At 60.9% G+C, this 25,386-nt stretch carries 27 protein-coding genes; 17 read left to right on the forward strand and 10 right to left on the reverse strand.

Annotated elements, in window-relative coordinates; genetic code table 11:
- Positions 1–77 precede the first annotated feature (77 nt).
- The 14 genes from ACRESH_RS12040 to ACRESH_RS12105 all read left to right on the forward strand — a co-directional run bounded on the left by ACRESH_RS12040 (position 78) and on the right by ACRESH_RS12105 (position 11,009).
- Positions 78–887 (forward strand): ATP-binding cassette domain-containing protein, encoded by an 810-nt coding sequence (locus tag ACRESH_RS12040; RefSeq protein ID WP_431742205.1) that lies wholly within the window; start codon positions 78–80, stop codon positions 885–887.
- Positions 887–1,684, forward strand: coding sequence for a lipid asymmetry maintenance ABC transporter permease subunit MlaE (gene mlaE, locus ACRESH_RS12045; RefSeq protein WP_431742206.1), 798 nt, complete (start codon positions 887–889; stop codon positions 1,682–1,684). Before ACRESH_RS12040 ends, mlaE begins: the two co-directional genes overlap by 1 nt.
- Positions 1,684–2,151, forward strand: a complete 468-nt coding sequence (gene mlaD / locus ACRESH_RS12050) for an outer membrane lipid asymmetry maintenance protein MlaD (protein ID WP_422417281.1) — start codon at positions 1,684–1,686, stop codon at positions 2,149–2,151. The genes mlaE and mlaD overlap by 1 nt, the downstream gene beginning before the upstream one ends.
- Positions 2,152–2,160: 9 nt before the next feature.
- On the forward strand, positions 2,161–2,811 hold the full coding sequence (locus ACRESH_RS12055; RefSeq protein WP_431742207.1) for an MlaC/ttg2D family ABC transporter substrate-binding protein: 651 nt from the start codon (positions 2,161–2,163) through the stop codon (positions 2,809–2,811).
- The gene (locus ACRESH_RS12060; RefSeq protein WP_431742208.1) at positions 2,808–3,113 is read left to right on the forward strand and encodes an STAS domain-containing protein; all 306 of its coding nucleotides are present in this window, start codon (positions 2,808–2,810) and stop codon (positions 3,111–3,113) included. The genes ACRESH_RS12055 and ACRESH_RS12060 overlap by 4 nt, the downstream gene beginning before the upstream one ends.
- Positions 3,114–3,228: 115 nt before the next feature.
- Positions 3,229–3,468: a BolA family protein gene (locus tag ACRESH_RS12065; RefSeq protein WP_431742209.1), complete on the forward strand. Its 240-nt coding sequence runs from the start codon at positions 3,229–3,231 to the stop codon at positions 3,466–3,468.
- A gap of 24 nt (positions 3,469–3,492) precedes the next feature.
- Complete coding sequence (gene murA / locus ACRESH_RS12070; protein WP_431742210.1) at positions 3,493–4,758, forward strand: UDP-N-acetylglucosamine 1-carboxyvinyltransferase; 1,266 nt, start codon at positions 3,493–3,495, stop codon at positions 4,756–4,758.
- 107 nt (positions 4,759–4,865) lie between these two features.
- Positions 4,866–5,501, forward strand: coding sequence for an ATP phosphoribosyltransferase (hisG, locus tag ACRESH_RS12075; protein WP_431742211.1), 636 nt, complete (start codon positions 4,866–4,868; stop codon positions 5,499–5,501).
- Positions 5,502–5,627: 126 nt separating this feature from the next.
- Positions 5,628–6,953 carry a histidinol dehydrogenase gene (gene hisD / locus ACRESH_RS12080; RefSeq protein ID WP_431742212.1) on the forward strand — a complete coding sequence of 442 codons (1,326 nt, stop codon included), beginning with the start codon at positions 5,628–5,630 and terminating at the stop codon, positions 6,951–6,953.
- A 2-nt stretch (positions 6,954–6,955) separates the two neighbouring features.
- On the forward strand, positions 6,956–8,002 hold the full coding sequence (hisC, locus tag ACRESH_RS12085; protein ID WP_431742213.1) for a histidinol-phosphate transaminase: 1,047 nt from the start codon (positions 6,956–6,958) through the stop codon (positions 8,000–8,002).
- Between the two features lie 141 nt (positions 8,003–8,143).
- Complete coding sequence (locus ACRESH_RS12090; RefSeq protein WP_431742214.1) at positions 8,144–8,794, forward strand: FadR/GntR family transcriptional regulator; 651 nt, start codon at positions 8,144–8,146, stop codon at positions 8,792–8,794.
- A gap of 15 nt (positions 8,795–8,809) precedes the next feature.
- A complete protein-coding gene (locus tag ACRESH_RS12095) occupies positions 8,810–10,093 on the forward strand; it encodes a CynX/NimT family MFS transporter (protein WP_431742215.1) in 1,284 nt (427 codons plus the stop codon).
- Positions 10,094–10,201: 108 nt separating this feature from the next.
- On the forward strand, positions 10,202–10,669 hold the full coding sequence (locus tag ACRESH_RS12100; RefSeq protein ID WP_431742216.1) for a nuclear transport factor 2 family protein: 468 nt from the start codon (positions 10,202–10,204) through the stop codon (positions 10,667–10,669).
- Between the two features lie 40 nt (positions 10,670–10,709).
- The gene (locus ACRESH_RS12105) at positions 10,710–11,009 is read left to right on the forward strand and encodes a GIY-YIG nuclease family protein (protein ID WP_431742217.1); all 300 of its coding nucleotides are present in this window, start codon (positions 10,710–10,712) and stop codon (positions 11,007–11,009) included.
- Here the strand turns inward: ACRESH_RS12105 and yejK are convergent.
- Positions 10,990–11,997: a nucleoid-associated protein YejK gene (gene yejK / locus ACRESH_RS12110; RefSeq protein WP_431742218.1), complete on the reverse strand. Its 1,008-nt coding sequence runs from the start codon at positions 11,995–11,997 to the stop codon at positions 10,990–10,992. The two genes, ACRESH_RS12105 and yejK, sit on opposite strands and share 20 nt — an antisense overlap.
- A 409-nt stretch (positions 11,998–12,406) precedes the next feature.
- On the opposite strand from yejK, the gene ACRESH_RS12115 reads away from it, so the two are divergent.
- Positions 12,407–12,688, forward strand: a complete 282-nt coding sequence (locus ACRESH_RS12115) for an HU family DNA-binding protein (protein WP_009398256.1) — start codon at positions 12,407–12,409, stop codon at positions 12,686–12,688.
- A 50-nt stretch (positions 12,689–12,738) separates the two neighbouring features.
- Here the strand turns inward: ACRESH_RS12115 and rlmF are convergent, their stop codons facing one another.
- The 5 genes from rlmF to ACRESH_RS12140 all read right to left on the reverse strand — a co-directional run bounded on the left by rlmF (position 12,739) and on the right by ACRESH_RS12140 (position 19,107).
- On the reverse strand, positions 12,739–13,701 hold the full coding sequence (gene rlmF / locus ACRESH_RS12120) for a 23S rRNA (adenine(1618)-N(6))-methyltransferase RlmF (RefSeq protein ID WP_431742219.1): 963 nt from the start codon (positions 13,699–13,701) through the stop codon (positions 12,739–12,741).
- 99 nt (positions 13,702–13,800) lie between these two features.
- The gene (locus ACRESH_RS12125) at positions 13,801–16,647 is read right to left on the reverse strand and encodes a valine--tRNA ligase (protein WP_431742220.1); all 2,847 of its coding nucleotides are present in this window, start codon (positions 16,645–16,647) and stop codon (positions 13,801–13,803) included.
- Between the two features lie 122 nt (positions 16,648–16,769).
- The gene (locus ACRESH_RS12130; protein ID WP_431742221.1) at positions 16,770–17,129 is read right to left on the reverse strand and encodes a DNA polymerase III subunit chi; all 360 of its coding nucleotides are present in this window, start codon (positions 17,127–17,129) and stop codon (positions 16,770–16,772) included.
- A 5-nt stretch (positions 17,130–17,134) separates the two neighbouring features.
- Positions 17,135–17,563: a DNA polymerase III subunit chi gene (locus tag ACRESH_RS12135; protein WP_431742222.1), complete on the reverse strand. Its 429-nt coding sequence runs from the start codon at positions 17,561–17,563 to the stop codon at positions 17,135–17,137.
- 50 nt (positions 17,564–17,613) lie between these two features.
- Entirely contained in the window at positions 17,614–19,107 is a 1,494-nt protein-coding gene (locus ACRESH_RS12140; protein WP_431742223.1) for a leucyl aminopeptidase, read from the reverse strand.
- A 286-nt stretch (positions 19,108–19,393) separates the two neighbouring features.
- Here ACRESH_RS12140 and lptF point away from each other — a divergent pair, with 286 nt between their 5' ends.
- Complete coding sequence (gene lptF, locus ACRESH_RS12145) at positions 19,394–20,509, forward strand: LPS export ABC transporter permease LptF (RefSeq protein WP_431742224.1); 1,116 nt, start codon at positions 19,394–19,396, stop codon at positions 20,507–20,509.
- Positions 20,502–21,563, forward strand: a complete 1,062-nt coding sequence (gene lptG, locus ACRESH_RS12150) for an LPS export ABC transporter permease LptG (RefSeq protein ID WP_431742225.1) — start codon at positions 20,502–20,504, stop codon at positions 21,561–21,563. The genes lptF and lptG overlap by 8 nt, the downstream gene beginning before the upstream one ends.
- 49 nt (positions 21,564–21,612) lie before the next feature.
- Here lptG and ACRESH_RS12155 read toward each other — a convergent pair whose 3' ends face one another.
- The 4 genes from ACRESH_RS12155 to ACRESH_RS12170 all read right to left on the reverse strand — a co-directional run bounded on the left by ACRESH_RS12155 (position 21,613) and on the right by ACRESH_RS12170 (position 25,290).
- The gene (locus tag ACRESH_RS12155; protein WP_431742226.1) at positions 21,613–22,101 is read right to left on the reverse strand and encodes an RDD family protein; all 489 of its coding nucleotides are present in this window, start codon (positions 22,099–22,101) and stop codon (positions 21,613–21,615) included.
- A 97-nt stretch (positions 22,102–22,198) separates the two neighbouring features.
- Positions 22,199–22,411: a cold-shock protein gene (locus ACRESH_RS12160; RefSeq protein ID WP_007931076.1), complete on the reverse strand. Its 213-nt coding sequence runs from the start codon at positions 22,409–22,411 to the stop codon at positions 22,199–22,201.
- A 349-nt stretch (positions 22,412–22,760) separates the two neighbouring features.
- A complete protein-coding gene (gene gcvT, locus ACRESH_RS12165) occupies positions 22,761–23,885 on the reverse strand; it encodes a glycine cleavage system aminomethyltransferase GcvT (RefSeq protein WP_431742227.1) in 1,125 nt (374 codons plus the stop codon).
- Between the two features lie 28 nt (positions 23,886–23,913).
- The gene (locus ACRESH_RS12170) at positions 23,914–25,290 is read right to left on the reverse strand and encodes an L-serine ammonia-lyase (protein WP_431742228.1); all 1,377 of its coding nucleotides are present in this window, start codon (positions 25,288–25,290) and stop codon (positions 23,914–23,916) included.
- Between the last annotated feature and the right edge of the window lie 96 nt (positions 25,291–25,386).

Consider the following 25,386-nt stretch of genomic DNA (forward strand, 5'->3'; position numbering starts at 1 on the left):
CGGCCCGCTCAGGGCGTGCGTGCCTCCATGAAGGGGGCGCGCGTCTGAGTGAGAAGGCTGCATCGCAAGGAGTCTAGATGAGCGTTGATAACGCCTACGCGGTCGAGTTGAAGGGCGTGTCCTTCAAGCGCGGTTCGCGCAGCATCTTCAATAATGTCGATATACGCATTCCCCGCGGCAAGGTCACCGGCATCATGGGGCCTTCCGGGTGCGGCAAGACCACACTGCTGCGTCTGATGGGCGCACAGTTGCGCCCGGCCAGCGGCGAGGTCTGGGTTGCCGGGCAGAACCTGCCGACGCTGTCGCGCAGCGATCTGTTCGATGCGCGCAAGCAGATGGGCGTGTTGTTCCAGAGCGGTGCGCTGTTCACTGATCTTGACGTGTTCGAAAACGTGGCGTTTCCGCTACGGGTGCATACCCAGCTGTCCGACGAAATAATCCGTGACATCGTTCTGATGAAGCTGCAGGCCGTCGGCCTGCGCGGTGCCATCGAGCTGATGCCCGACGAGCTGTCCGGGGGCATGAAGCGCCGTGTTGCCCTGGCTCGGGCCATCGCCCTGGACCCGCAGATACTTATGTACGACGAGCCCTTCGTCGGTCAGGACCCTATCGCCATGGGCGTTCTGGTGCGCCTGATCCGTCTGCTCAACGATGCCCTGGGCATCACCAGCATTGTGGTGTCCCACGACTTGGCCGAAACCGCCAGTATTGCCGACTACATCTATGTGGTCGGCGATGGCCAGGTGCTTGGCCAGGGCACGCCGGACGAGTTGATGGGTTCCGATAACCCGCGCATTCGCCAATTCATGAAAGGCGACCCGGACGGCCCGGTACCCTTTCACTTTCCTGCGCCGGATTACCGCGCCGATCTTCTGGGGAAGCGTTGATGCGCAGAAAATCCTTGCTCGAACGTATTCGTCGCTTTGGCCGTTCGGCCATCGACGTGCTGGCCGTGCTCGGTCGCTCCTTTTTGTTCCTGCTGCATTCTCTGGTCGGGCGCAGTGGTACCGGCGGAGGTTTTCAGCTGCTGGTCAAACAACTCTATTCGGTTGGCGTGTTGTCGCTGGCGATCATTGTCGTTTCCGGGGTCTTCATCGGCATGGTGCTGGCCCTGCAGGGTTTCAGCATCCTGACCAAATACGGCTCGGAGCAGGCGGTTGGGCAGATGGTTGCCCTGACCTTGCTGCGTGAACTGGGGCCGGTGGTCACTGCGCTGCTGTTCGCTGGGCGTGCCGGTTCCGCGCTGACTGCCGAAATCGGCAACATGAAGTCCACCGAGCAACTGTCCAGCCTGGAAATGATCGGTGTCGATCCGCTCAAGTACATCGTTGCCCCACGGCTGTGGGCCGGGTTTATCTCGCTGCCGTTGCTGGCACTGATCTTCAGCGTGGTCGGCATCTGGGGTGGGTCCTGGGTGGCAGTGGACTGGCTGGGCGTCTATGAGGGCTCGTTCTGGGCGAACATGCAGAGCAGCGTGTCGTTCACCGACGATGTACTCAATGGCGTGATCAAAAGCCTGGTGTTTGCCTTTGTCGTTACCTGGATTGCCGTATTCCAAGGCTATGACTGCGAGCCCACTTCAGAGGGGATCAGTCGTGCCACTACCAAGACCGTGGTCTATGCCTCATTGGCAGTCCTGGGTCTGGACTTTATTCTGACCGCCTTGATGTTTGGAGATTTCTGATGCAAAACCGCACCCTGGAAATCGGTGTCGGCCTGTTCCTCCTGGCCGGGATCCTGGCGCTGATCCTGCTGGCCCTGCGTGTCAGTGGCCTGTCGGCGAGCCCGAGCAGCGATACCTATAAAGTTTACGCATACTTCGACAATATCGCCGGTTTGACGGTCAGAGCCAAAGTGACCATGGCCGGTGTGACCATCGGCAAGGTCGCGGCCATCGATCTGGATCGTGACACCTACACCGGTCGGGTGACGCTGCAACTGGAAAAACGCGTAGATAATCTGCCTACCGACTCCACTGCATCTATCCTCACCGCTGGGTTGCTCGGCGAGAAGTACATCGGTATCAGTGTGGGCGGGGAAGAGGCGGTGCTCAAGGATGGTGCGACCATTCATGACACCCAGTCGGCGCTGGTGCTGGAAGATCTGATTGGCAAGTTCCTGCTCAATACCGTTGGCAAAGAAGCTAAATAAGGAGTTTCCATGATTTCTATCCTGCGACGCGGCGTGCTGGTGTTGTTGGCGGCGCTGCCGTTGATGGCCAGCGCTGCTGCCCAGTCACCCAAAGAAGTGATCGAGAAGACCACCACTCAGTTGCTGGCTGATCTGAAGGCCAACAAGGAGCAATACAAAGCCAACCCGAGTGCGTTCTACGACGCCCTCAATGCCAACCTGGGTCCGGTTGTCGATGCCGATGGCATTTCCAAAAGCATCATGACCGTCAAGTATTCGCGCAAGGCCACCCCGGAGCAGATGCAGCGCTTCCAGGAGAACTTCAAGCGCAGCCTGATGCAGTTCTATGGCAATGCCCTGCTTGAGTACAACAACCAGGGTATCACCGTAGGGAATGTCAAGCCGGATGGTGATGATCGCGCCAGTGTCGACATGACGGTCAAGGGCAACAACGGTGCCGTTTACCCGGTGTCTTACACCATGACCAAGCTCAATGGCGAATGGAAAGTGCGTAACGTCATCGTCAATGGCATCAACATCGGCAAGCTGTTCCGTGACCAGTTTGCTGACGCCATGAGCCGCAATGGCAACGACCTGGACAAGACCATCGACGGTTGGGCTGGCGAAGTGGCCAAGGCCAAGGAAACCGCCGAGCAAGAAACCGAGAAGCAAGCGCAATGACCGACAGTGCCGTGACCATGAGCGAGCCAGGCGTGTTGAACCTGGCCGGGGTGCTCGACTACCGCAGCGGGCCTGGCTTGCGCAAGGAAGGCAAAGCCTTGATCGCGGCGTGCAAGGCTGCAGATCTGGTGCTCGACTGCTCGAAGGTGGAGAAATCCAGCAGCGTCGGCTTGTCCCTGTTGCTGGCGTTCATGCGCGATGGCAAGGCGGCCGGCAAGGCCGTCGAGGTTCGCGCGATGCCTCAGGACATGCGTGAAATCGCCGAGGTTTATGACCTCGACGAGGTGCTGGCCGGTCAATGACCACCAGCCAGCGACTGGCCCCTCTGTCAGAGTCTCCGTTTACGGGGTTCGCAGGCGAGGGGCTTTTTTGTATGATGGCCGACCCGCGCGCACAGGGCGCCGATTGAGGTTGAGCATGCAGGCCGTAGAAGTTAAGAACTTCCTTGAAGAAAAGTTGCCGGGAACCCGGGTCGAAGTTGAAGGCGAAGGCTGTAACTTCCAGTTGAACGTGATCAGCGACGAGTTGGCGGCCCTGAGCCCGGTCAAGCGTCAGCAGCAGATCTATGCTCATCTTAATCCGTGGATCGTTGATGGCAGCATCCATGCGGTAACCATGAAATTTTTCAGCAGCGCAGCCTGGGCTGAGCGCAACTGAGCCTAAATTGGCGGCGAGACAGAAATGGACAAACTGATTATTACTGGCGGCGTTCGTCTTGATGGCGAAATCCGCATTTCCGGTGCCAAGAACGCGGCTCTGCCGATTCTTGCCGCAACTCTGCTTTGCGATGGTCCGGTCACGGTCGGCAACTTGCCGCACCTGCATGACATCACCACCATGATCGAGCTGTTCGGGCGCATGGGCATCGAGCCTGTGATCGACGAGAAGCTCTCGGTAGAAATCGATCCGCGCACCATCAAGACCCTGGTCGCGCCGTACGAGCTGGTCAAGACCATGCGCGCCTCGATCCTGGTGCTGGGCCCGATGGTTGCCCGCTTTGGCGAAGCCGAAGTGGCGTTGCCTGGCGGTTGCGCCATCGGTTCGCGTCCGGTCGACCTGCACATCCGTGGTCTTGAAGCCATGGGCGCAAAAATCGAGGTCGAAGGCGGCTACATCAAGGCCAAGGCCCCTGAAGGCGGCCTGCGTGGCGCGCACTTCTTCTTCGACACCGTCAGTGTCACCGGCACCGAGAACATCATGATGGCCGCTGCCCTGGCCAAGGGCCGCAGCGTGCTGCAGAACGCCGCGCGTGAGCCGGAAGTGGTCGATCTGGCCAACTTCCTCAACGCCATGGGTGCCAAGGTCCAGGGTGCCGGTACCGACACCATCACCATCGATGGCGTCGAGCGCCTGGGTTCGGCGACCTATCGGGTCATGCCGGACCGTATCGAAACCGGTACTTACCTCGTCGCTGCTGCCGTCACCGGTGGCCGGGTCAAGGTCAAGGACACCGATCCGACCATCCTCGAAGCTGTCCTTGAAAAACTCAAGGAAGCTGGCGCTGAAGTCACTACCGGTGAAGACTGGATCGAGCTGGACATGCACGGCAAGCGGCCAAAAGCCGTCAACCTGCGTACCGCCCCGTACCCGGCGTTCCCGACCGACATGCAGGCGCAGTTCATCTCGCTCAACGCCATTGCCGAAGGCACGGGTGCAGTGATCGAGACGATCTTCGAAAACCGTTTCATGCACGTGTACGAAATGCACCGCATGGGCGCCCATATCCAGGTCGAAGGCAACACCGCCATCGTCACCGGCACCAAAACCCTCAAGGGCGCGCCAGTAATGGCTACCGACCTGCGGGCGTCGGCAAGTCTGGTACTCTCGGCGCTGGTAGCCGAAGGCGACACCCTGATCGACCGCATCTACCACATCGACCGTGGTTACGAGTGCATCGAAGAAAAACTGCAGATGCTCGGCGCCAAGATCCGTCGCGTACCGGGCTAGTCTGTAATCGGCGCAGGGACGCGCCAGCCAATTGCTGCACCGAATTGAATGCGGTCGGGCCACATCGGGCCCGGCCGGCTGTAGCCGCATAAGGACCGACGTTTCCCATGTTGACCATCGCGCTATCCAAAGGTCGGATTCTCGACGATACCCTGCCGCTGCTGGCGCAAGCCGGTATCGTGCCGACCGAGAACCCGGAAAAAAGCCGCAAACTGATCATCCCCACGACTCAGGACGATGTGCGCCTGTTGATTGTGCGGGCGACCGACGTGCCGACTTACGTCGAGCATGGTGCCGCCGATCTCGGTGTGGCCGGCAAGGACGTGCTGATGGAGTACGGCGGCCAGGGCCTTTACGAGCCGCTGGACCTGCAGATTGCCCAGTGCAAGCTGATGACCGCCGGTGCCATCGGCGCCGCTGAGCCCAAGGGCCGTCTGCGCGTGGCGACCAAGTTCGTCAATGTCGCCAAGCGTTACTATGCCGAACAGGGCCGTCAGGTCGATATCATCAAGTTGTATGGCTCGATGGAACTGGCGCCGCTGATCGGCCTGGCTGACAAAATCATCGACGTTGTCGACACGGGTAACACCCTGCGTGCCAATGGCCTGGAACCCCAGGAACTGATTGCCACCATCAGCTCCCGGCTGGTGGTCAACAAGGCTTCGATGAAGATGCAGCATGCGCGCATCCAGAGCCTGATCGACACCCTGCGCCAGGCTGTCGAATCGCGACACCGCGGCTGACCTCTGCGCGCGACCTTCGCTGTCGCGCCCGTCTATCCGCGTCATAGCCAATTTTCTCGGGTGCCCGCGCGGATGGACTGGTAGCTTAGGGCACCTGAGCATTCGCCATTTATTGAGGCCCTCGCTATGACCACGTCCACTGCAATTGCCCGACTCAATGCCGCTGACCCGGATTTCGCCCGACATCTGGATCATCTGTTGAGCTGGGAAAGTGTGTCTGACGACGCGGTCAACCAGCGTGTGCTCGACATCATCAAGGCTGTGCGTGAGCGCGGCGATGCGGCACTGGTGGAGTTCACCCAGCGTTTCGATGGCGTTGATGCCAAGTCGATCAATGACCTGATTCTCGGGCGCGAGCGCCTTGAGCTGGCCCTGACGCGTATCACCCCAGCCCAGCGCGAAGCCCTGGAAAAGGCTGCCGACCGCGTGCGCAGCTACCATGAGCGGCAGAAACAGGACTCCTGGAGCTACACCGAAGCTGACGGTACTGTGCTGGGCCAGAAGGTCACCCCGCTGGATCGTGCCGGGCTGTATGTGCCGGGCGGCAAAGCGTCCTACCCTTCGTCGGTGCTGATGAACGCGATTCCGGCCAAGGTTGCCGGCGTCGCTGAAGTGGTGATGGTGGTGCCTACCCCGCGCGGTGAGATCAACGAGCTGGTGCTCGCGGCCGCCTGCATTGCCGGCGTTGACCGGGTGTTCACCATCGGCGGCGCCCAGGCGGTAGCGGCGCTGGCCTATGGCACCGAGAGTGTGCCGCAGGTGGACAAGGTGGTCGGCCCCGGCAACATCTATGTCGCCACGGCCAAACGTCATGTGTTTGGCCAGGTCGGTATCGACATGATTGCCGGACCTTCGGAGATCCTCGTGGTCTGCGACGGCCAGACCGATCCGGACTGGATTGCCATGGACCTGTTTTCCCAGGCTGAGCACGACGAAGATGCCCAGGCGATCCTGGTCAGCCCCGATGCGGCATTCCTCGACAAGGTTGCTGCCAGTATCGACAAGCTGCTGCCGACCATGGAGCGCGCCGAGATCATCAAGACCTCGATCAATGGTCGTGGCGCGCTGATCCAGGTGCGTGACATGCAGCAGGCCATGGAAGTCGCCAACCGCATCGCTCCCGAGCATCTGGAGCTGTCGGTGGCCGACCCACAGGCCTGGCTGCCGCAGATTCGCCACGCCGGCGCGATCTTCATGGGCCGCCACACCAGCGAAGCCCTGGGTGACTACTGTGCAGGTCCGAACCACGTGTTGCCGACCTCCGGCACCGCACGTTTCTCGTCGCCGTTGGGGGTCTATGACTTCCAGAAGCGTTCGTCGATCATCTTCTGCTCCGAGCAGGGTGCGTCGGAACTGGGCCACACCGCGTCGATCCTGGCCCGTGGCGAATCGCTGACCGCCCACGCCCGTAGCGCTGAATACCGCATCCTTACCGATAGGAAGGGGAACTGAGCATGAGTAAATTCTGGAGCCCCTTCGTCAAGGACCTGGTGCCTTACGTCCCGGGTGAGCAGCCGAAGCTGGCCAAGCTGGTCAAGCTCAATACCAACGAGAACCCCTACGGCCCGTCGCCCAAGGCGCTGGAGGCCATGCGTGGCGAGTTGAACGATAACCTGCGTTTGTACCCCGATCCCAACAGCGACCTGCTCAAGCAGGCGGTGGCGGACTATTACGGGGTCAAGGGCAATCAGGTGTTCCTCGGTAACGGTTCTGACGAAGTGCTGGCGCACATTTTTCACGGCTTGTTCCAGCACGGCGCGCCGTTGTTGTTCCCGGATATCAGCTACAGCTTCTATCCGGTGTATTGCGGCCTGTATGGCATTCCTTACGAGACGCTGGCGCTGGACGAGCAGTTCCAGATTCGTGTCGAGGATTACGCCAGGCCCAATGGCGGGATCATTTTCCCCAACCCCAATGCCCCGACCGGCTGCCTGTTGGCGCTGGAGGCCATCGAGCAACTGCTCAAGGCCAATCCGGAGTCGGTGGTGGTGGTCGATGAGGCCTATATCGATTTCGGCGGGCAGACGGCCATCAGCCTGGTAGATCGCTACGACAACCTGCTGGTTACCCAGACCCTGTCCAAGTCGCGCTCGCTGGCGGGGCTACGGGTTGGTCTGGCGGTCGGTCACCCGGACCTGATTGAAGCCCTTGAACGAATCAAGAACAGCTTCAACTCCTATCCGCTGGACCGCATGGCGATAGTCGGTGCGGCTGCAGCGTTCCAGGATCGCGCCTACTTCGAGGAGACGTGCCGCAAGGTGATCGACAGCCGCGAGAAGGTGGTGGTTGAGCTCACTGCCCGTGGCTTCGAAGTACTGCCGTCGGCGGCCAACTTCATCTTCGCTCGTCATCCGCAGCAGGATGCTGGCGAACTGGCGGCCAAGTTGCGTGAGCAAGGGGTGATCGTGCGTCACTTCAAGCAAGCGCGTATTGCTCAGTTCTTGCGTATCACTATTGGAACCCCGGAGCAGAATCAAGCATTGCTTGATGCTTTGAACTGATTCCGCGTCTCCCCTGATCGCGGGGCAAGCCCGCTCTCACAAGTCTCTGTGAGAGTGGGCTTGCCCCGCGATTGCTTTTACACAATTGAGGGGGGTATTCTCTCTCTCCTAAATTCATCCGATGATTGGATGTAAGCTCAGATGACCTTGCTAATCAAACGTTCTCTGGTCGAACAGGCCGTCGATCAACTGCGTCAGCGCATCGCCAATGGCGCCTGGGCGGTGGGTCAGCGCCTGCCAACTGAGCCGGAGCTGGCTACGGAGCTGGGCATTAGCCGCAACACCGTGCGCGAAGCCATGCGCGTGTTGGCCTTCAGTGGCCTGGTCGAAGTCCGCCAGGGTGACGGCAGCTATCTACGTACCGCAGTCGACCCGCTGCAGGCCGTCCAGGCGTTGTCCCGCTGCAATCTGGAACAGGCGCGGGAAACGCGTCATATCCTCGAGGCCGAAGCCATCGGCCTGGCGGCGTTACGCCGCACAGAAGAAGACCTGCAAGGCTTGCGCGAAGCGCTGGCCCACAGCAGTGAGCATTTCCACGATGATCTGGAGCTCTACGTAAGCTGCGACCTGCTCTTCCACCAACGTCTGGTGGATGCTGCGCACAACCCGGCGTTGAGCGAGCTGTATCGCTATTTCTCCGGCGTAGTGGCCGCTACTGTGCACCACAACCTGAGTCATGCGCCGCGGTGCCAGTCGGTCTTCGACCTGCATGGACAGATACTCGAGGCTATCGAACAACGCGATTCGGACAAGGCCAAGGCCCTGAGCCGGACACTGATCAACGAATCCTGACTTTGCGAGGCTGCCATGGCACATGACACTGCCCGAAACACCCAGCCGGCCAATGGGCCGGAGCTGGAAGAGCTGCTGATCGACGCCGAGGCCGACGACGAACAGGTGCAACAACAGCCGGTTTTGCTCACGCGGCCCTGGCTATTGCTACTTGGCCTGGTGCTGGTGGCGCTGAACTTGCGGCCGGCGCTGTCGAGCATGGCGCCATTGCTCAGCCAAATCTCTGATAGCCTCGGCCTGACGGCCTCTCAGGCCGGTTTGCTGACGACCCTGCCGGTGCTCTGCCTGGGCCTGTTTGCCCCCTTGGCGCCGGTCCTGGCGCGACGTTTTGGCAGCGAGCGGGTGATCCTCGGCATCCTCCTGACCTTGGCTGTCGGCATCGCCGTGCGCAGCGCTTTCGGCAGCACTGGCGTGTTCATCGGCAGCATCATGGCCGGAGCCAGCATTGGTGTGATTGGGGTCTTGCTGCCGGGTATCGTCAAACGCGACTTTCCCAAGCATGCCGGTACTTTGACCGGGGTCTACACCATGGCGCTGTGTCTCGGGGCCGCCATGGCCGCCGGGGCCACGGTACCGCTGAGCGAACGCTTGGGCGACAGTTGGTCCCTGGGCCTGGGCTTCTGGCTGATACCAGCCTTGCTGGCGGCGTTGATCTGGTTGCCGCAAGCGCGCCAGGGGCACGGTGCGCATCATGTGGCTTATCGGGTGCGGGGCCTGCTGCGCGACCCGTTGGCCTGGCAAGTAACCTTGTACATGGGGTTGCAGTCGTCGCTGGCCTACATCGTCTTTGGCTGGTTGCCGTCGATTCTCATCGGTCGTGGATTGACCCCGACCCAGGCGGGCCTGGTGTTGTCCGGTTCGGTGATCGTGCAGTTGATCAGCTCGCTCAGCGCACCCTGGCTGGCGACGCGCGGCAAGGACCAGCGCCTGGCCATTGTCGTGGTCATGCTTTTGGCGGTGGCTGGCCTGTTCGGCTGCCTGTACGCGCCGCTTGATGGTCTGTGGGGCTGGGCAATCGTGCTCGGGCTGGGGCAGGGGGGGACCTTTGCCCTGGCACTGACCCTGATCGTGTTGCGCTCCAAAGATGCCCATGTGGCGGCCAACCTGTCGAGCATGGCCCAAGGCATCGGTTACACCCTGGCATCCATGGGGCCGTTTGCGGTGGGGCTGGTGCATGACCTGAGCGGCGGTTGGAATGCGGTCGGCTGGATTTTTGCGGTGCTGGGTGTCGGCGCCATCGGTTTTGGCTTGAAGGCCGGGCGTAACCTGCATGTGCAGGTGGTTAGCGAGCGGGTTTGAGGCCCGCGATTGTAGTTACCTCGGTATTCTCCGGGTAAATGCCCATAGCTTTTTGCCACATGAGCGGACTATGGTGCGGGTCTATTCCATCGGAAACGGACCCGCCTCATGGATGCTCACAGTGCTTTGATCACTCGCTTCTACCAGGCTTTCCAGCGTCTGGACGCCGAAGCGATGGTTGCCTGCTACAGCGATGACATTGTCTTTAGCGACCCGGCCTTCGGTATCTTGCGCGGCAAGGATGCCGGCGATATGTGGCGGATGCTGGCCACCCGTGCCAAAGATTTTTCCCTGACCTTCGACAGCGTGCGTGCGGATGAGCGCAATGGCAGCGCCCATTGGGTTGCCACCTACCTGTTCAGCCAGACCGGGCGTACGGTAGTCAACGACATCCAGGCGCGCTTTGTCTTTCGCGACGGCAAGATCAGCGAGCATCACGACACCTTTGACCTGTGGCGCTGGACGCGGCAGGCGCTGGGTACCACGGGGCTGTTGCTGGGCTGGACGCCGATGGTCCAGGGCAAGGTTCGCCATCAGGCGTTGCAAGGCTTGCGCGCGTTTCAGGCCGGTCGCTGAACGGGTAAGCTGTGGGCTTTGTCGTCCGATAGTCAGCACTGTGACCGAAACCGCCGTCGATACTCCCGTCAAACCCTGGTATGTCTACCTGGTGCGTGCCGCCAATGGTTCGCTCTATTGCGGGATCAGTGACAATCCACAACGACGTTTCCTGGCCCATCAGAAGGGCCAGGGCGCCCGCTACTTCAGCACCAGCCCGGCGGTGGCGCTGGTGTACGTCGAAGCCTGGCCGGACAAGGCCGAGGCACTGCGTCAGGAACGCTTGGTGAAGAGGTTGCGCAAAAGCGCCAAGGAGTCCCTGGTGGCCTCCTGGCAGGGACTCAGTCCTTGCGACGCTTGAGCTGATCGGTCAGCTGCGTCGGCAGGCCCTTGATGATCAGCGTGCCGGCCTCTTCGTCGTATTCGATCTTCGAGCCCAGCAGGTGCGCCTCGAAGCTGATCGACAGGCCTTCGGCGCGACCGGTGAAGCGGCGGAACTGGTTCAGGGTGCGTTTGTCGGCGGGAATCTCCGGCGACAGGCCGTAGTCCTTGTTGCGGATGTGCTCGTAGAACGCCCGTGGCCGGTCCTCATCGATCAGCCCCGAAAGTTCCTCCAGGGTCACCGGCTCACCGGCCTTGGTCTGGCTGGTGGCGTACTCGACCAGGGTCTGGGTCTTTTCCCGGGCGGCTTCTTCGGGCAGGTCCTCGCTTTCGACGAAATCGCTGAACGCTTTGAGTAGGGTGCGGGTTTCGCCCGGACCGTCGACGCCTTCCTGGCAGCCGATGAAGTCACGGAAATACTCCGAGACTTTCTTGCCGTTCTTGCCTTTGATGAACGAAATGTACTGCTTTGAAGCCTTGTTGTTCTTCCACTCGGAGAGGTTGATCCGGGCGGCAAGGTGCAACTGGCCCAAGTCCAGGTGGCGGGATGGGGTTACGTCCAGTTCAGCATTCACTGCCACGCCTTCACTATGGTGCAGCAGGGCGATGGCCAGGTAGTCGGTCATACCTTGCTGGTAGTGGGCGAACAGAACGTGACCACCAACCGACAGGTTGGATTCTTCCATCAGTTTTTGCAGATGCTCCACCGCCACACGGCTGAAGGCGGTGAAGGTGCTGCCGTCTTCCAGGTACTCTTTCAGCCAGCCGCTGAACGGGTGCGCGCCGGACTCGGCATGGAAGAAGCCCCAGGCTTTGCCTTGTTTGGCGTTGTAGCTGTCGTTGAGGTCGGCCAGGAGGTTTTCGATGGCACTGGACTCGGCCAGTTCAGAGTCGCGGGCGTGCAGCACTGCGGGGCTGCCATCGGGTTTCTTGTCGATCAGGTGGACGATGCAATGACGGATCGGCATGGGATTCTCGGTTGAAAATGGGCGGTGCTGGCCGCGCTGCAAAGTTGCCAAGTGTACCTCAGCCCGGAGGTGATTCAGCGGCCAGATGTTGGCAGAAATGGCGGTTGTTCGTTTTTTGTTCAGTTTTTTGCGTTTTTTCGCGCAAAGCCCCGAAAAACCTGCACATTTGCCTTGTCAGCAGCGGATATTTATCCATTCCTGTGGTAGTTTTGCCCGGTCTTGCGCCCCGTGTGTGGCGCATTGCTGGCAGACCGCTCGCGTCAGGTCGAACCAAACGTCGTTTTGCGTATCTACATACACGATTAGACGTGGCTGTAACCCCGGACCGCCGGTTACCCCGCAGGTCTGGCTCGATGACTGACGTAGCACTCTGCATACTCACTGAATTTGATAGGGAAGGAACACCACCATGGCATTGACCAAAGACCAACTGATCGCCGATATCGCCGAAGCTATCGACGCGCCGAAAACCACCGCGCGTAACGCTCTGGAGCAACTGGGTCAGATCGTTGCTGATCAACTGGAAAATGGCAGCGAAATCACTCTGCCAGGCATTGGCAAACTGAAAATCACCGAGCGTCCTGCCCGTACCGGCCGCAACCCTTCGACTGGCGCTGCCATCGAAATCGCTGCCAAGAAAGTCGTCAAGTTCGTGCCAGCCAAAGTGCTGACCGATGCTGTAAACAAGTAATTGTAAACAGTCTCGAAAAGCCGCGTCTGGTGTGAGCCAGACGCGGTTTTTTATGCCTTGTTGCTGGCCCAGCGCTGTGCCCGCCAAGCCTGGCGGGCACTGGCATCCTGGAACGTCCAGGCGACCATGCGGCTCTGTTTCTGTCCCTGGCCCATCTCGACAATGCGCAGGTCCTGCGCACCGGCCTTCTTCAGTGCGGCCTGGATGCCGGGCAGGTTTGACGCCTTGGACACCAGTGAGGTGAACCACAGTACCTGCCGACCGAGCGCAGCACTTTCTGCCACCAGCTGGCTGACAAAGCGGATTTCGCCGCCTTCGCACCAGAGCTCGTTGTTCTGCCCACCAAAGTTCAACACAGGCAATTTGCGCTTGGGATCGGCTTTGCCCAGGGCGCGCCACTTACGCTGACTGCCGCGGGTGGCTTCTTCCCGTGATGCGTGGAAGGGCGGGTTGCACAGGGTCAGGTCGTAACGTTCGTCGTCTTTGAGCAGACCGAGCAGGATGTGCTTGCGATTGCTTTGCTGGCGCAGGCTGATGGCTTTGTCCAGGCCGTTGGCCTGAACGATGGCCTTGGCAGCGGCCAGGGCGGTGGCGTCGATGTCCGAGCCGAGAAAGCGCCAGCGGTAGTCGCTATGGCCCAGCAGCGGGTAGATGCAGTTGGCACCGACACCGATATCCAGAACACGCACCTGGGCGCCGCGAGGGACCTCGCCGTTGTTCTCATCGGCTAACAGGTCGGCCGCTACGTGGATGTAGTCAGCGCGACCGGGAATCGGTGGGCACAGATAGTCGGCAGGGATGTCCCAGTGCTGGATGCCGTACTGGGCCTTGAGCAGGGCGCGGTTGAACATCCGGACGGCGTCGGGGTTGGCAAAGTCGATGCTCGGTTTGCCGTGGGGATTGGTGATCATGAACTGGCCCAGTTCGGGGCTGCTCTTGATCAGCTCAGGAAAGTTGTAGCGACCCTGGTGGCGGTTGCGTGGGTGCAGGGTCGGTTTGTTGGCTGTGGTCATCGCGTTTTCCGGTGGAAAGCATCGCGGGTCAAGCCCGCTCCCACAAAGTAGTGTGGGAGCGGGCTTGACCCGCGATAGCGTCGCTGAGATTAGCGCGTATTACAGCGCGGCAATCCGCGCATGCTGCTCGGTAAAGTTGGCCAGGGCCTGTTCGGCTTCGGCCAGCTTGGCGCGTTCCTTGTCGATCACCGCAGGCGGTGCCTTGTCGACAAAGGCGGCATTGGACAGCTTGCCACCCACGCGCTGGACTTCGCCTTGCAGACGCTGGATTTCCTTGTTCAGGCGTGCCAGTTCGGCGTCCTTGTCGATCAGCCCAGCCATCGGCACCAGCACTTGCAGGTCACCGACCAGCGCGGTGGCGCTCAGTGGTGCTTCGTCCTGCTCGCCGAGCACAGTGAAGGATTCGATCTTCGCCAGCTTCTTCAGCAGCGCTTCGTTTTCCTGCAGGCAGCGCTGGTCTTCGGCGCTGGCGTTCTTGAGGAACAATTGCAGCGGCTTGCCCGGGCCGATGTTCATCTCGCCGCGGATGTTGCGCACGCCGAGCATCAGCTCCTTGAGCCATTCGATGTCGCCTTCGGCAGCCGCATCGATGCGGCTTTCGTTGGCCACAGGCCACGGCTGCAGCATGATGGTCTTGCCCGTGCTACCTGCCAGCGGCGCCAGGCGCTGCCAGATTTCTTCGGTGATGAACGGCATGAACGGATGGGCCAGGCGCAGGGCCACTTCCAGCACGCGCACCAGGGTGCGACGGGTGCCGCGGGCACGCTCGACCGGGGCGTTCTCGTCCCACAGCACAGGCTTGGACAGCTCCAGGTACCAGTCGCAGTACTGGTTCCAGATGAACTCGTAGAGCGCCTGGGCGGCCAGGTCGAAGCGGAACTGCTCCAGCTGGCGGGTCACTTCGGCTTCGGTGCGCTGTAACTGGGAGATGATCCAGCGATCAGCCAGCGACAGCTCGTAGGCTTCGCCGTTCTGGCCGCAGTCTTCGCCCTTGTCCAGCACATAGCGTGCGGCGTTCCAGATCTTGTTGCAGAAGTTGCGATAGCCTTCGACGCGACCCATGTCGAACTTGATGTCGCGACCGGTCGACGCCAGCGAGCAGAAGGTAAAGCGCAGGGCGTCGGTGCCGTAGCTGGCGATGCCTTCGGGGAACTCGGCCTTGGTCTGTTTGGCGATTTTCTCGGCCAGCTTTGGCTGCATCATGCCGCTGGTGCGTTTTTCCAGCAGCTCGTCCAGGGTGATGCCGTCGACGATGTCCAGCGGGTCAAGGACGTTGCCCTTGGACTTGGACATCTTCTGGCCCTGGCCGTCGCGGACCAGACCATGGACGTAGACCGTCTTGAACGGCACTTGCGCGGTGCCATCCTCGTTCTTCACCAGGTGCATGGTCAGCATGATCATCCGGGCGACCCAGAAGAAAATGATGTCGAAGCCGGTGACCAGCACGTCGGTGGAGTGGAAGGTCTTGAGGAATTCAGTCTGCTGTGGCCAGCCCAGGGTCGAGAAGGTCCACAGGCCCGAGCTGAACCAGGTGTCGAGGACGTCGTTGTCCTGGTTCAGGACCACGTCGGCAGCGAGGTTGTGCTTGGCGCGGACCTCTTCTTCGCTGCGGCCGACGTAGACCTTGCCGGACTCGTCGTACCAGGCCGGAATACGGTGGCCCCACCACAGCTGGCGGCTGATGCACCAGTCCTGGATATCGCGCATCCAGGAGAAGTACATGTTCTCGTACTGTTTGGGCACGAACTGGATGCGGCCGTCTTCGACAGCGGCAATCGCCGGCTCAGCCAGCGGTTTGGTCGAGACGTACCATTGGTCGGTCAGCCACGGCTCGATGACAGTGCCGGAGCGGTCGCCCTTCGGCACTTTCAGGGCGTGGTCGTCGACGCTGACCAGCAGGCCTGCAGCGTCGAAATCGGCAACGATCTGCTTGCGTGCCATGAAGCGGTCGAGACCGGCGTACTGGGCGGGCAGGGTGGCGTCGATGGTTTCGTTGACGCTGCCATCGAGGTTGAACACCTGGGCGGCAGGCAATACGAAGGCGTTCTTGTCGAAGATGTTCAGCAGCGGCAGGTTGTGGCGCTTGCCGACTTCGTAGTCATTGAAATCGTGAGCCGGGGTGATCTTCACGCAGCCGGTGCCGAATTCAGGGTCGCAGTAGTCGTCGCCGATGATCGGGATGCGGCGGCCAACCAGCGGCAGTTTGACGAACTTGCCGATCAGGGCCTTGTAACGCTCGTCTTCGGGGTTCACGGCCACGGCGGCGTCACCGAGCATGGTTTCCGGACGGGTGGTGGCAACGATCAGGTAGTCCTTGCCGTCGGCAGTCTTGGCACCGTCAGCCAGCGGGTAACGCAGGTTCCACAGGTGCCCCTTCTCGTCGTGGTTTTCCACTTCGAGGTCGGAGATCGCCGTGTGCAGCTTGGTATCCCAGTTGACCAGGCGCTTGCCGCGGTAGATCAGGCCGTCTTCATGCAGGCGCACAAAAGCTTCTTTCACCGCTTCCGACAGGCCGTCGTCCATGGTGAAGCGCTCACGGCTCCAGTCGACCGAGGAGCCCAGGCGGCGAATCTGGCGGCTGATGTTGCCACCGGACTGGTCTTTCCATTCCCAGACTTTTTCCAGGAATTTCTCGCGACCCAGGTCATGGCGGCTCTGACCTTTGGCTTCGAGTTGACGCTCGACCAGCATCTGGGTGGCGATACCGGCATGGTCGGTACCCGGCTGCCACAGGGTGTTGCGGCCCTGCATGCGGCGGAAACGGATCAGGGCATCCATGATCGCGTTGTTGAAACCATGACCCATGTGCAGGCTGCCGGTGACGTTCGGCGGCGGAATCATGATGGTGTAGGAATCGCCCGCGCCTTGCGGAGCGAAATAATTCTCGGACTCCCAGGTGTTGTACCAGGAAGTTTCAATGGCGTGCGGCTGGTAGGTCTTATCCATGCGCGGCGGGACCCTATGGCATTTATTCAGGAAAGCCGGAGAGTATAACGAAGCGGCAAGCTTCAAGCGACAAGCTGCAAGATAAGAGCGCCGCACGGCTCTTGCAGCTTGTAGCTGCTTTTTTACTGATTGAGCAGGCGCTCGAGCCGGGCATCGAGCCGGCGCTTGATCTCGTTCTCGATGTGCGGGGTAAAGTCGTTGATCACGTCCTGCATGATCAACTGCGCCGCCGCGCGCAGTTCGCTATCCAGGTGCAACAGGGTTTCCTGGCGCTTTGCCTGCGGGTCGACAGGCGATTCGGGCACAGGTTCTGGCGCAACCACAGGCGCAGACTCGACCTCTTCGAGCAGCAGCGGAATCTGCTCCTCGACGGTGTCGGTTAGCAGCGGCGGCTCAAGGGATTCGTCGCCCAGCAACTGCCGGATCGATTCGAGGTCGTCCAACAGGTGTGCGGATTGGGGCAGGGGAGTGGGTTTATCCATCGTCTTCAGAGTCGCTGTAAGCGGTGATCTTGCAGAGCATAGCCCTGTTCGCGGTAGAAACGGAAACTCTCTCGGGCAGCCTGACGAATCGTCGGCTCCTCGACCACGATCTCGGCAATGCGGGCAAAGCGTGCGGCGAACGGCGCAACCTTGAGGTCCAGGTTGATCAGCAGGTCCTGGTGGCTGCCGGGGTCGGTCCCCAGACCCAATACCACGCTGCCTTGGGGCTGCTCTTCAGCGCCATTGTGTGGCACGAAAGCTTCACTCTTGAAGGCCCACAGGCGGGCATCCAGTTCGTCACGCTGGGCAGCGTCGGCGCAGTGCAGGTAGACCTGATGACCCATGCGCCAGGCCTTGTCGCAGAGCTTGCAGGCAAAATCCAGGCGCGCCGAGGGCGCGTCGCTGGGCAGAATATAGAAATCAACTTTGCTCATGTTCGCTGCGCCGGCCGTCTACACCCAGGGTGCAGGCGGCCGGCATTCACTCAGGCGTTGGCGCGATCGAGCAGGTACTGGGTCAGCAGCGGGACCGGACGGCCAGTGGCGCCCTTGTCCTTGCCGCCACTGATCCAGGCGGTGCCGGCGATATCCAGGTGGGCCCAGTTGTAGGCCTTGGCAAAGCGCGACAGGAAGCAACCAGCGGTGATGCTGCCAGCCTTCGGCCCGCCGATGTTGGCGATGTCGGCGAACGGGCTGTCCAATTGCTCCTGATACTCGTCGAACAGTGGCAGTTGCCAGGCACGGTCATCGGCACGCTTGCCGGCGTCGAGCAACTGGCCGAGCAGTTCGTCGTTGTTACCCATCAGACCCGAGGTGTGGCTGCCCAGGGCGACGATGCAGGCGCCGGTCAGGGTAGCGATGTCGATCACGGCCTGGGGCTTGAAACGCTCGGCATAGGTCAGGGTGTCGCAGAGCACCAGGCGGCCTTCGGCGTCGGTGTTGAGGATCTCGACGGTCTGCCCGCTCATGGTCGTGACGATGTCGCCCGGACGAGTGGCGCCGCCGCTCGGCATGTTTTCGGCACAGGCCAACAGGCACACCAGGTTGATTGGCAGTTGCAGTTCCAGTACCGCGCGCAGGGTACCGAAGACACTGGCCGCACCGCCCATGTCGAACTTCATTTCATCCATGCCGGCGCCAGGCTTGAGGCTGATGCCGCCGGTGTCGAAGGTGATGCCCTTGCCCACCAGCACGAACGGCTTCTCGCTCTTCTTGCCGCCCTGGTAGTTGAGCACGATCAGGCGAGGTGGCTGGTCGCTGCCCTGGCCAACGGCGTAGAACGCGCCCATGCCCAGTTCCTTGATCTTTTTCTCGTCGAGCACTTCGACCTTGAGGCCCTTGTAGGCTTTGCCCATGCCCTTGGCCTGGTCGGCCAGGTAGCTTGGATGACAGACGTTGGGCGGCAGGTTGCCCAGGTCGCGGGCGAAACTCATGCCGGCGGCAATGGCGCCGGCATGCTTGACGGCGCGCTCGACTTCAGCGGCACCGGCCTTGTCGGCCAGCAGGGTGATTTTCTTCAGGGCACGGGGTTCGGCCTTCTTGCTCTTGAACTGGTCGAAGACATACTCACCATCGAGCAGGGTTTCGGCCAACAGACGCGACTTGCCATAGAAGGCATCGCGGCCAGTGACGGCGACATCGTCCAGCGCCAGGACCGCGTCGTTGCCGTTGAGGCCCTTGAGCACCGCCAGCACGCCAGCAACCACTTTGCGCCAGCTGCGGTCACCCAGTTCGCTGTCCTTGCCGGTGCCGACCAGCAGTACACGCTCGGCCTTGAGGTTTGGCAGGCTTTGCAGCAGCAGGGTTTGGCCCAACTTGCCGGTCAGGTCGCCGCGCTTGAGGATGGCGCTCAGGGCACCACCGCAGGCTTCGTCGACAGCCTTGGCGCTGGCGCCGAGTTTGCGGTCTTCACCTACCGGGAGCACCAGTGTGGCGGTTTTCAAGGATGCAGCGGCTACGCTTTTTACAACCAGTTCCATGTCAGGTTCCCCGAATGATCTGTCTTTGCGCGCTGTCTGTGCAGGCGCTTTAAGCGAGCTGGCCGCGTGGTCGCGGGCCAGTGAGAAAGCTGCCAGTTTGAGCCTGCTCGGACCGACCTGACAACCCCGTTAATGAAGCATTGTGCGTCGCCAGTGACAGGCACGGCCAATCACAGGATAATGCGCCAACTTTTGTGCAGGTTCGCTCTGGCGAGCCTGCAACTATCTTGGCTGTTATGGATTTTTTGTTTGGCTGTCCGAGCCTGACAACCCAGGAGTGTCTGGTTTGATCGTCTTCCGATATCTGTCCCGTGAGGTCCTGGTGACCTTGAGTGCCGTCAGCGCCGTGCTGCTGGTGATCATCATGAGCGGGCGCTTCATCAAGTACCTGGCCCAGGCGGCCCAGGGTATGCTCGATCCGGGTGTGCTGTTCCTGATCATGGGCTATCGCCTGCCAGGGTTCTTGCAATTGATTCTGCCGCTGGGATTGTTCCTGGGGATTCTCCTGGCCTACGGTCGCCTTTACCTGGAAAGCGAGATGACCGTGCTGTCGGCCACCGGCATGAGCCAGCAGCGCCTGCTGGGCATGACCATGGCGCCGGCTGCTTTGGTGGCCGTGCTGGTTGCCTGGTTGAGCCTGGGCCTGGCGCCTCAGGGGGTTACCCAGGTGGCACAGATCATCAACCAGCAGGATGCCCTGACCGAGTTCGATACCCTGGTCCCGGGCCGTTTCCAGACCTTGCGCGATGGCTCGCGTGTCACCTATACCGAGCAATTGTCCGAAGACCGCGGCAACCTGGCAGGCGTGTTCATTTCCGAGAAGCGTTTCTCCCAGGACAAGACCAAGGAACGCGCACCTTCGGTGCTGGTCGCTGAAAAGGGTCGCCAGGAAATCGGCGCCGACGGCAACCGCTACCTGATCCTGGAAAACGGCTATCGCTATGACGGTAACCCTGGGCAGGCCGACTACCGTGCCATCAAGTACGACACTTACGGCGTACTGTTGCCCAAGCCAGAAGTCAGCGAAGAAATCACTGACCGCGAGGCCATACCGACCTCCGAATTGATTGGTAGCGAGCTGCGTCGTGACCGTGCCGAGCTGCAATGGCGCCTGTCGTTGCCGTTGTTGGTGTTCGTGGTAACCCTGCTGGCGGTGCCGCTGTCACGGGTCAATCCCCGCCAAGGCCGTTTCCTCAAGCTGCTGCCGGCAATTCTTCTGTATATGGCGTACCTGACAATGCTGATTGCTGTGCGCGGTGCCCTGGAAAAAGGCAAGTTGCCGATTGAACTGGGTATCTGGTGGGTCCACGGATTGTTCCTGCTCGTCGGCCTCGGGCTGATGTATTGGGAGCCACTACGCCTCAAGCGTGCCGCGCGTCGTGCGGAGGTGGCCCATGGTTAAGCTCGACCGCTACATCGGCCAGAGCGTGCTGCTGGCCATTCTTGCCGTGCTCGGGATCATCCTCGGCCTGGCTTCGTTGTTTGCCTTTATCGATGAGATGGGTGACATCACCGACAGCTATACCCTCTGGGATGCCGGCAACTTCGTGTTGCTGACCGCACCGCGGCGACTTTACGACATGCTGCCGATGGCTGCCCTGATCGGCTGCCTGATCGGCCTGGGCAGTCTGGCCAGCAGCAGCGAACTGACCATCATGCGCGCCGCCGGGGTGTCCATCGGGCGCATCGTCTGGGCGGTGATGAAGCCGATGCTGGTGCTGATGCTGGCCGGTATCCTGATTGGCGAGTACCTGGCGCCGGTGACCGAGAACAAGGCCCAGGCCGATCGTTCGCTGGCTCAGGGCAGTGGCGAAGCGCAAAGCTCCAAGCGTGGTATGTGGCATCGCCAGGGCGATGAGTTCGTGCATATCAACTCGGTGCAGCCCAATGGCCTGTTGTACGGTGTCACTCGCTACCGCTTCGACAACGAGCGCCATCTGCTGACGTCTAGCTTTGCACGTCGTGCCCAGTACCAGGAAGATCACTGGCAACTGAGCGACGTGACCACCACGCATTTCCGTGGCGACCACACCGAGGTCGTCAAGACCCCGGCAGAGCGCTGGGACGTTACCGTTACTCCGCAACTGCTCAATACCGTGGTGCTGGCGCCAGAGTCCTTGTCGATCACCGGCTTGTGGGATTACATCCACTACCTGTCCGATCAGGGTCTTAACAATGCGCGCTACTGGCTGGCGTTCTGGAGCAAGGTCCTGCAGCCGATGGTCACCGCAGCCTTGGTGCTGATGGCCATTTCCTTCATCTTTGGTCCGTTGCGTTCGGTAACCTTGGGTCAGCGCGTCTTTACCGGCGTACTGGTGGGCTTTGTGTTCCGTATCGCCCAGGACCTGCTCGGGCCGTCGAGCCAGGTGTTTGGCTTCCCGCCGCTGTTGGCGGTGGTGATACCGGCGGCGATCTGCGCCGGCGCCGGGTTCTGGATGTTACGTCGCGCCGGTTGAGTCTGGCAGGTACAAAAAACCGACCCTTGGGTCGGTTTTTTTATAGACGTTATTTCTTGGTTTTGGGTAGCTGGACCAACTGGGTATCGGAGTAGATGTCATGCCAGGTGCGCTGGCGCTTGTCAAACAATGACCAGATGAAACCCAGGCCCAGGCACAGCCAGGAGGCAATCGCGACGACAAAGCGCAGCAGGGCCTGCCACAGGCTGATGGCACTGCCGTCGGCGTTCTGTACGCGAATGCGCCATACCTGCATGCCCAGCGTCTGCCCGCCATGGGTCCAGAACTTGGCGAAGAAACCGAACAGAGCGAACAACAGGACGGTCGACAGTAACGGATCACCGTCCAGGGCGCCGGCGTCGGTCAGGGTGCGCATCTGCGCTTCACCGATGATTGCCATCTGGATCATCTTGTACACGCCAGCGGTAACGATCAGCAGCGCGGTACACAATAGGAAATCATAGAACATGGCAGCCAGGCGGCGACCGAGGCCGACGACGGGGAAATCACCCTGGGGCTGTAACAACTGCTTGGGCATACACGAGGCCCTCCTTGGGTAAAACAGCCATTCTACGGAATTGCGTGCACAAAAAAGCCCCTGCTGTTGCCAGCAGGGGCTTCTTTGTTGATGAAGATCAGCCTTCGGCTTGAACTTCGTCAGCCTGCATGCCTTTCTGGCCTTGCACGGCGATGAAGGTGACTTTCTGGCCTTCTTTCAGGCTCTTGAAGCCGTTACCCTGGATAGCGCGGAAGTGTACGAACAGATCCGGGCCGCTTTCTGGAGTGATGAAACCAAAACCTTTCTCGTCGTTAAACCACTTGACGGTACCGCTCTGACGTTGGGACATTGTCTTATTTCCTTTGAAACTTAGAATTAGTAACAGCTTCTTCCAAATGAAAGAGTACTGGGCTGGGTTGCAGGAAAGTAAGAGACGTCGAACGGGTTGTAGCAAATCTCAGCGCTACTGCCCAGGTCACGAACCATAGCGACCCATGCAAACACAGTGCAGTGACTCTACGCTAACTCTGGCGGCAAAAACAAGCCCTGAAAGCCGCTGCCGTTCTACCTTTTAGCAGCCGTTCGGTCGATTTTTTTCTGCTCATTCCAGCGCATGCAGCAAAGCTTTTCGAAAGTAATAAAACGCGTTCGAATTCGAAAATCCAAACGCGTAATGACACAAAGTTTCAACTAACGATTCAGCCGCGATAGTAGCGCTGCGTAACGAATGGCATCTTGCTGACTTTCATTGCAACACGCTTGCCGCGAACAATGGCCCAGACTGCTGTTTCCAGCGCCGTATGTGCAGCATCCAGGTAACCCATTGCTACGGGTGCATTCAGGCTCGGTCCGAAGCCACCGCTGCACACACTGCCGATGACAGTGCCCGCTTCGTCGACGATCTCGGCACCTTCACGCACGGGCGTGCGTTCCTGCGGTAGCAGGCCTACGCGTTTGCGCGCAACACCACTTTGCTGCTGGGCAAAGATTGTGTCGGCACCCGGGAAGTCACCGGCACGCTCACCGTCGGCGCGACGGACCTTGGAGATAGCCCAGAGCAGGCTGGCTTCGATTGGCGTGGTCTGTTCGTTCATGTCGTGGCCGTACAAGCACAGGCCGGCTTCCAGGCGCAGCGAATCGCGGGCACCAAGGCCGATGGCGGCGACTTCCGGTTCGGCCAGCAGGCGGCGAGCCAGCTCTTCGGCCTTGTCGGCTGGAACCGAGATCTCGAAGCCGTCTTCGCCGGTGTAGCCCGAGCGGCTCACGTAGCAGTCAGCGCCCAGCAGTTGTACAGGCTGGAACTGCATGAAGGTCATCTTCGCCACTTCAGGCGCCAGGCGCTCCAGCACCTTGACCGCCGCCGGGCCTTGCAGGGCCAGCAGGGCGCGTTCTTCGAACAGCGGCTGGATCTCGCACTGGGTGCCGATGTGCTTGCGCAGGTGTGCCAGGTCCTGATCCTTGCAGGCGGCGTTGACCACCAGGAACAGCTCATCGTTACCCAGGTTGGCAACCATCAGGTCGTCAAGGATACCGCCCTGTTCGTTGCTGAACATCGCGTAGCGCTGCATGCCCACTGGCAAGTCGATGATGTCGACCGGTACCAGGGTTTCCAGGGCCTTGGCGGCGTTGGCGCCGGTCAGGCGGATCTGGCCCATGTGCGAGACATCGAACATACCGGCCTGTTCGCGGGTGTGCAGGTGCTCTTTCATCACCCCCAACGGGTACTGAACCGGCATGTCGTAGCCTGCGAACGGCACCATGCGTGCGCCCAGTTCCAGGTGCAGGGCATGCAGCGGGGTCTTTTGCAGCGTTTCGGTGGACATTGATGACTCCTTGGGGCTTGAGAGGGTGTCAGCATTCGATGATGTTGACGGCCAGACCGCCGCGGGCGGTCTCCTTGTATTTGCTTTTCATGTCGGCGCCGGTCTGGCGCATGGTGCGGATGACCTTGTCGAGGGAGACGAAGTGCTGACCGTCGCCACGCAGGGCCATGCGCACCGCATTGATGGCCTTGACCGAGCCCATGGCATTGCGCTCGATACAAGGCACCTGGACCAGCCCGCCAATCGGATCGCAGGTCAGGCCCAGGTTGTGTTCCATGCCGATCTCGGCGGCGTTCTCGACCTGTTGCACGCTGCCGCCCATGACTTCGCACAGGGCACCGGCGGCCATTGAGCAGGCCACCCCCACCTCGCCCTGGCAGCCGACTTCGGCGCCGGAGATTGAGGCGTTTTCCTTATAGAGGATGCCAATCGCGGCGGCGGTGAGCAGGAAGCGCACCACACCATCTTCGTTGGCGCCGGGGATGAAGCGCATGTAGTAATGCAGTACGGCCGGGACGATGCCGGCGGCGCCATTGGTGGGTGCGGTGACGACTCGTCCGCCAAAGGCATTTTCTTCATTGACGGCCAGGGCGTAGAGGTTGACCCAGTCCAAGACCGAAAGCGCGTCGCGCAGACTCGCCTCCGGATTGCTGCACAACTGGCGATACAGCGCGGCGGCGCGGCGCTTGACCTTGAGTCCGCCCGGCAGGATGCCTTCGTTGCGGCAGCCGGCAGCGACGCAGTCCTGCATCACTTGCCAGATCCGCAGCAAGCCGCTGCGGGTTTCGCTTTCCGGGCGCCAGGCCGCTTCATTGACCAGCATGACCTGGCTGATCGACAGGTTCTGCGCAGCGCAATGGCCGAGCAGCTCTTTTGCCGTTTTAAACGGGAACGGCAGCACCGTGTTGTCTTCGACGATACGGTCGGCACCGGCGGCATCTTCATCGACTACAAAACCACCGCCCACCGAGTAGTACTCGCGGCTGCGGATCTGCAGACCGGCACGGTCGAAGGCGCGGAAGATCATGCCATTGGGGTGGTAGGCCAAGGGCTTGCGAATCATCACCAGGTGCTGTTTTTCGATGAATCCGATCTCGTGTTCGCCCAGCAGCTTTAGCCGTCCATGGCTGCGGATGGCCTGCAAACGGGCGGGAATGCTCTCGGTGTCGACGCTGTCGGGGTGCTCGCCTTCAAGGCCCAGAAGCACGGCCTTGTCACTGCCATGCCCCTTGCCGGTGGCACCGAGCGAACCATAGAGCTCGGCCTTGACGCTGACCGTGGCGGCCAGCAGGCCATCGCGACGCAGGCCTTCGGCAAAACGCGCAGCGGCGCGCATGGGGCCTACGGTATGGGAACTGGAGGGGCCGATGCCGATCTTGAACAGGTCAAAGACGCTTAGTGACATGGTCGTACCCTCAAGAGTGAGTGTAGGAGCCGGTCTTGCCGGCGATCCAAGGCATAGCCTTGCTGATTGGGCCGCCAAGCGGCCCATCGCCGGCAA

The organism is Pseudomonas sp. (genome assembly GCF_050739775.1).
Lineage (GTDB): Bacteria > Pseudomonadota > Gammaproteobacteria > Pseudomonadales > Pseudomonadaceae > Aquipseudomonas.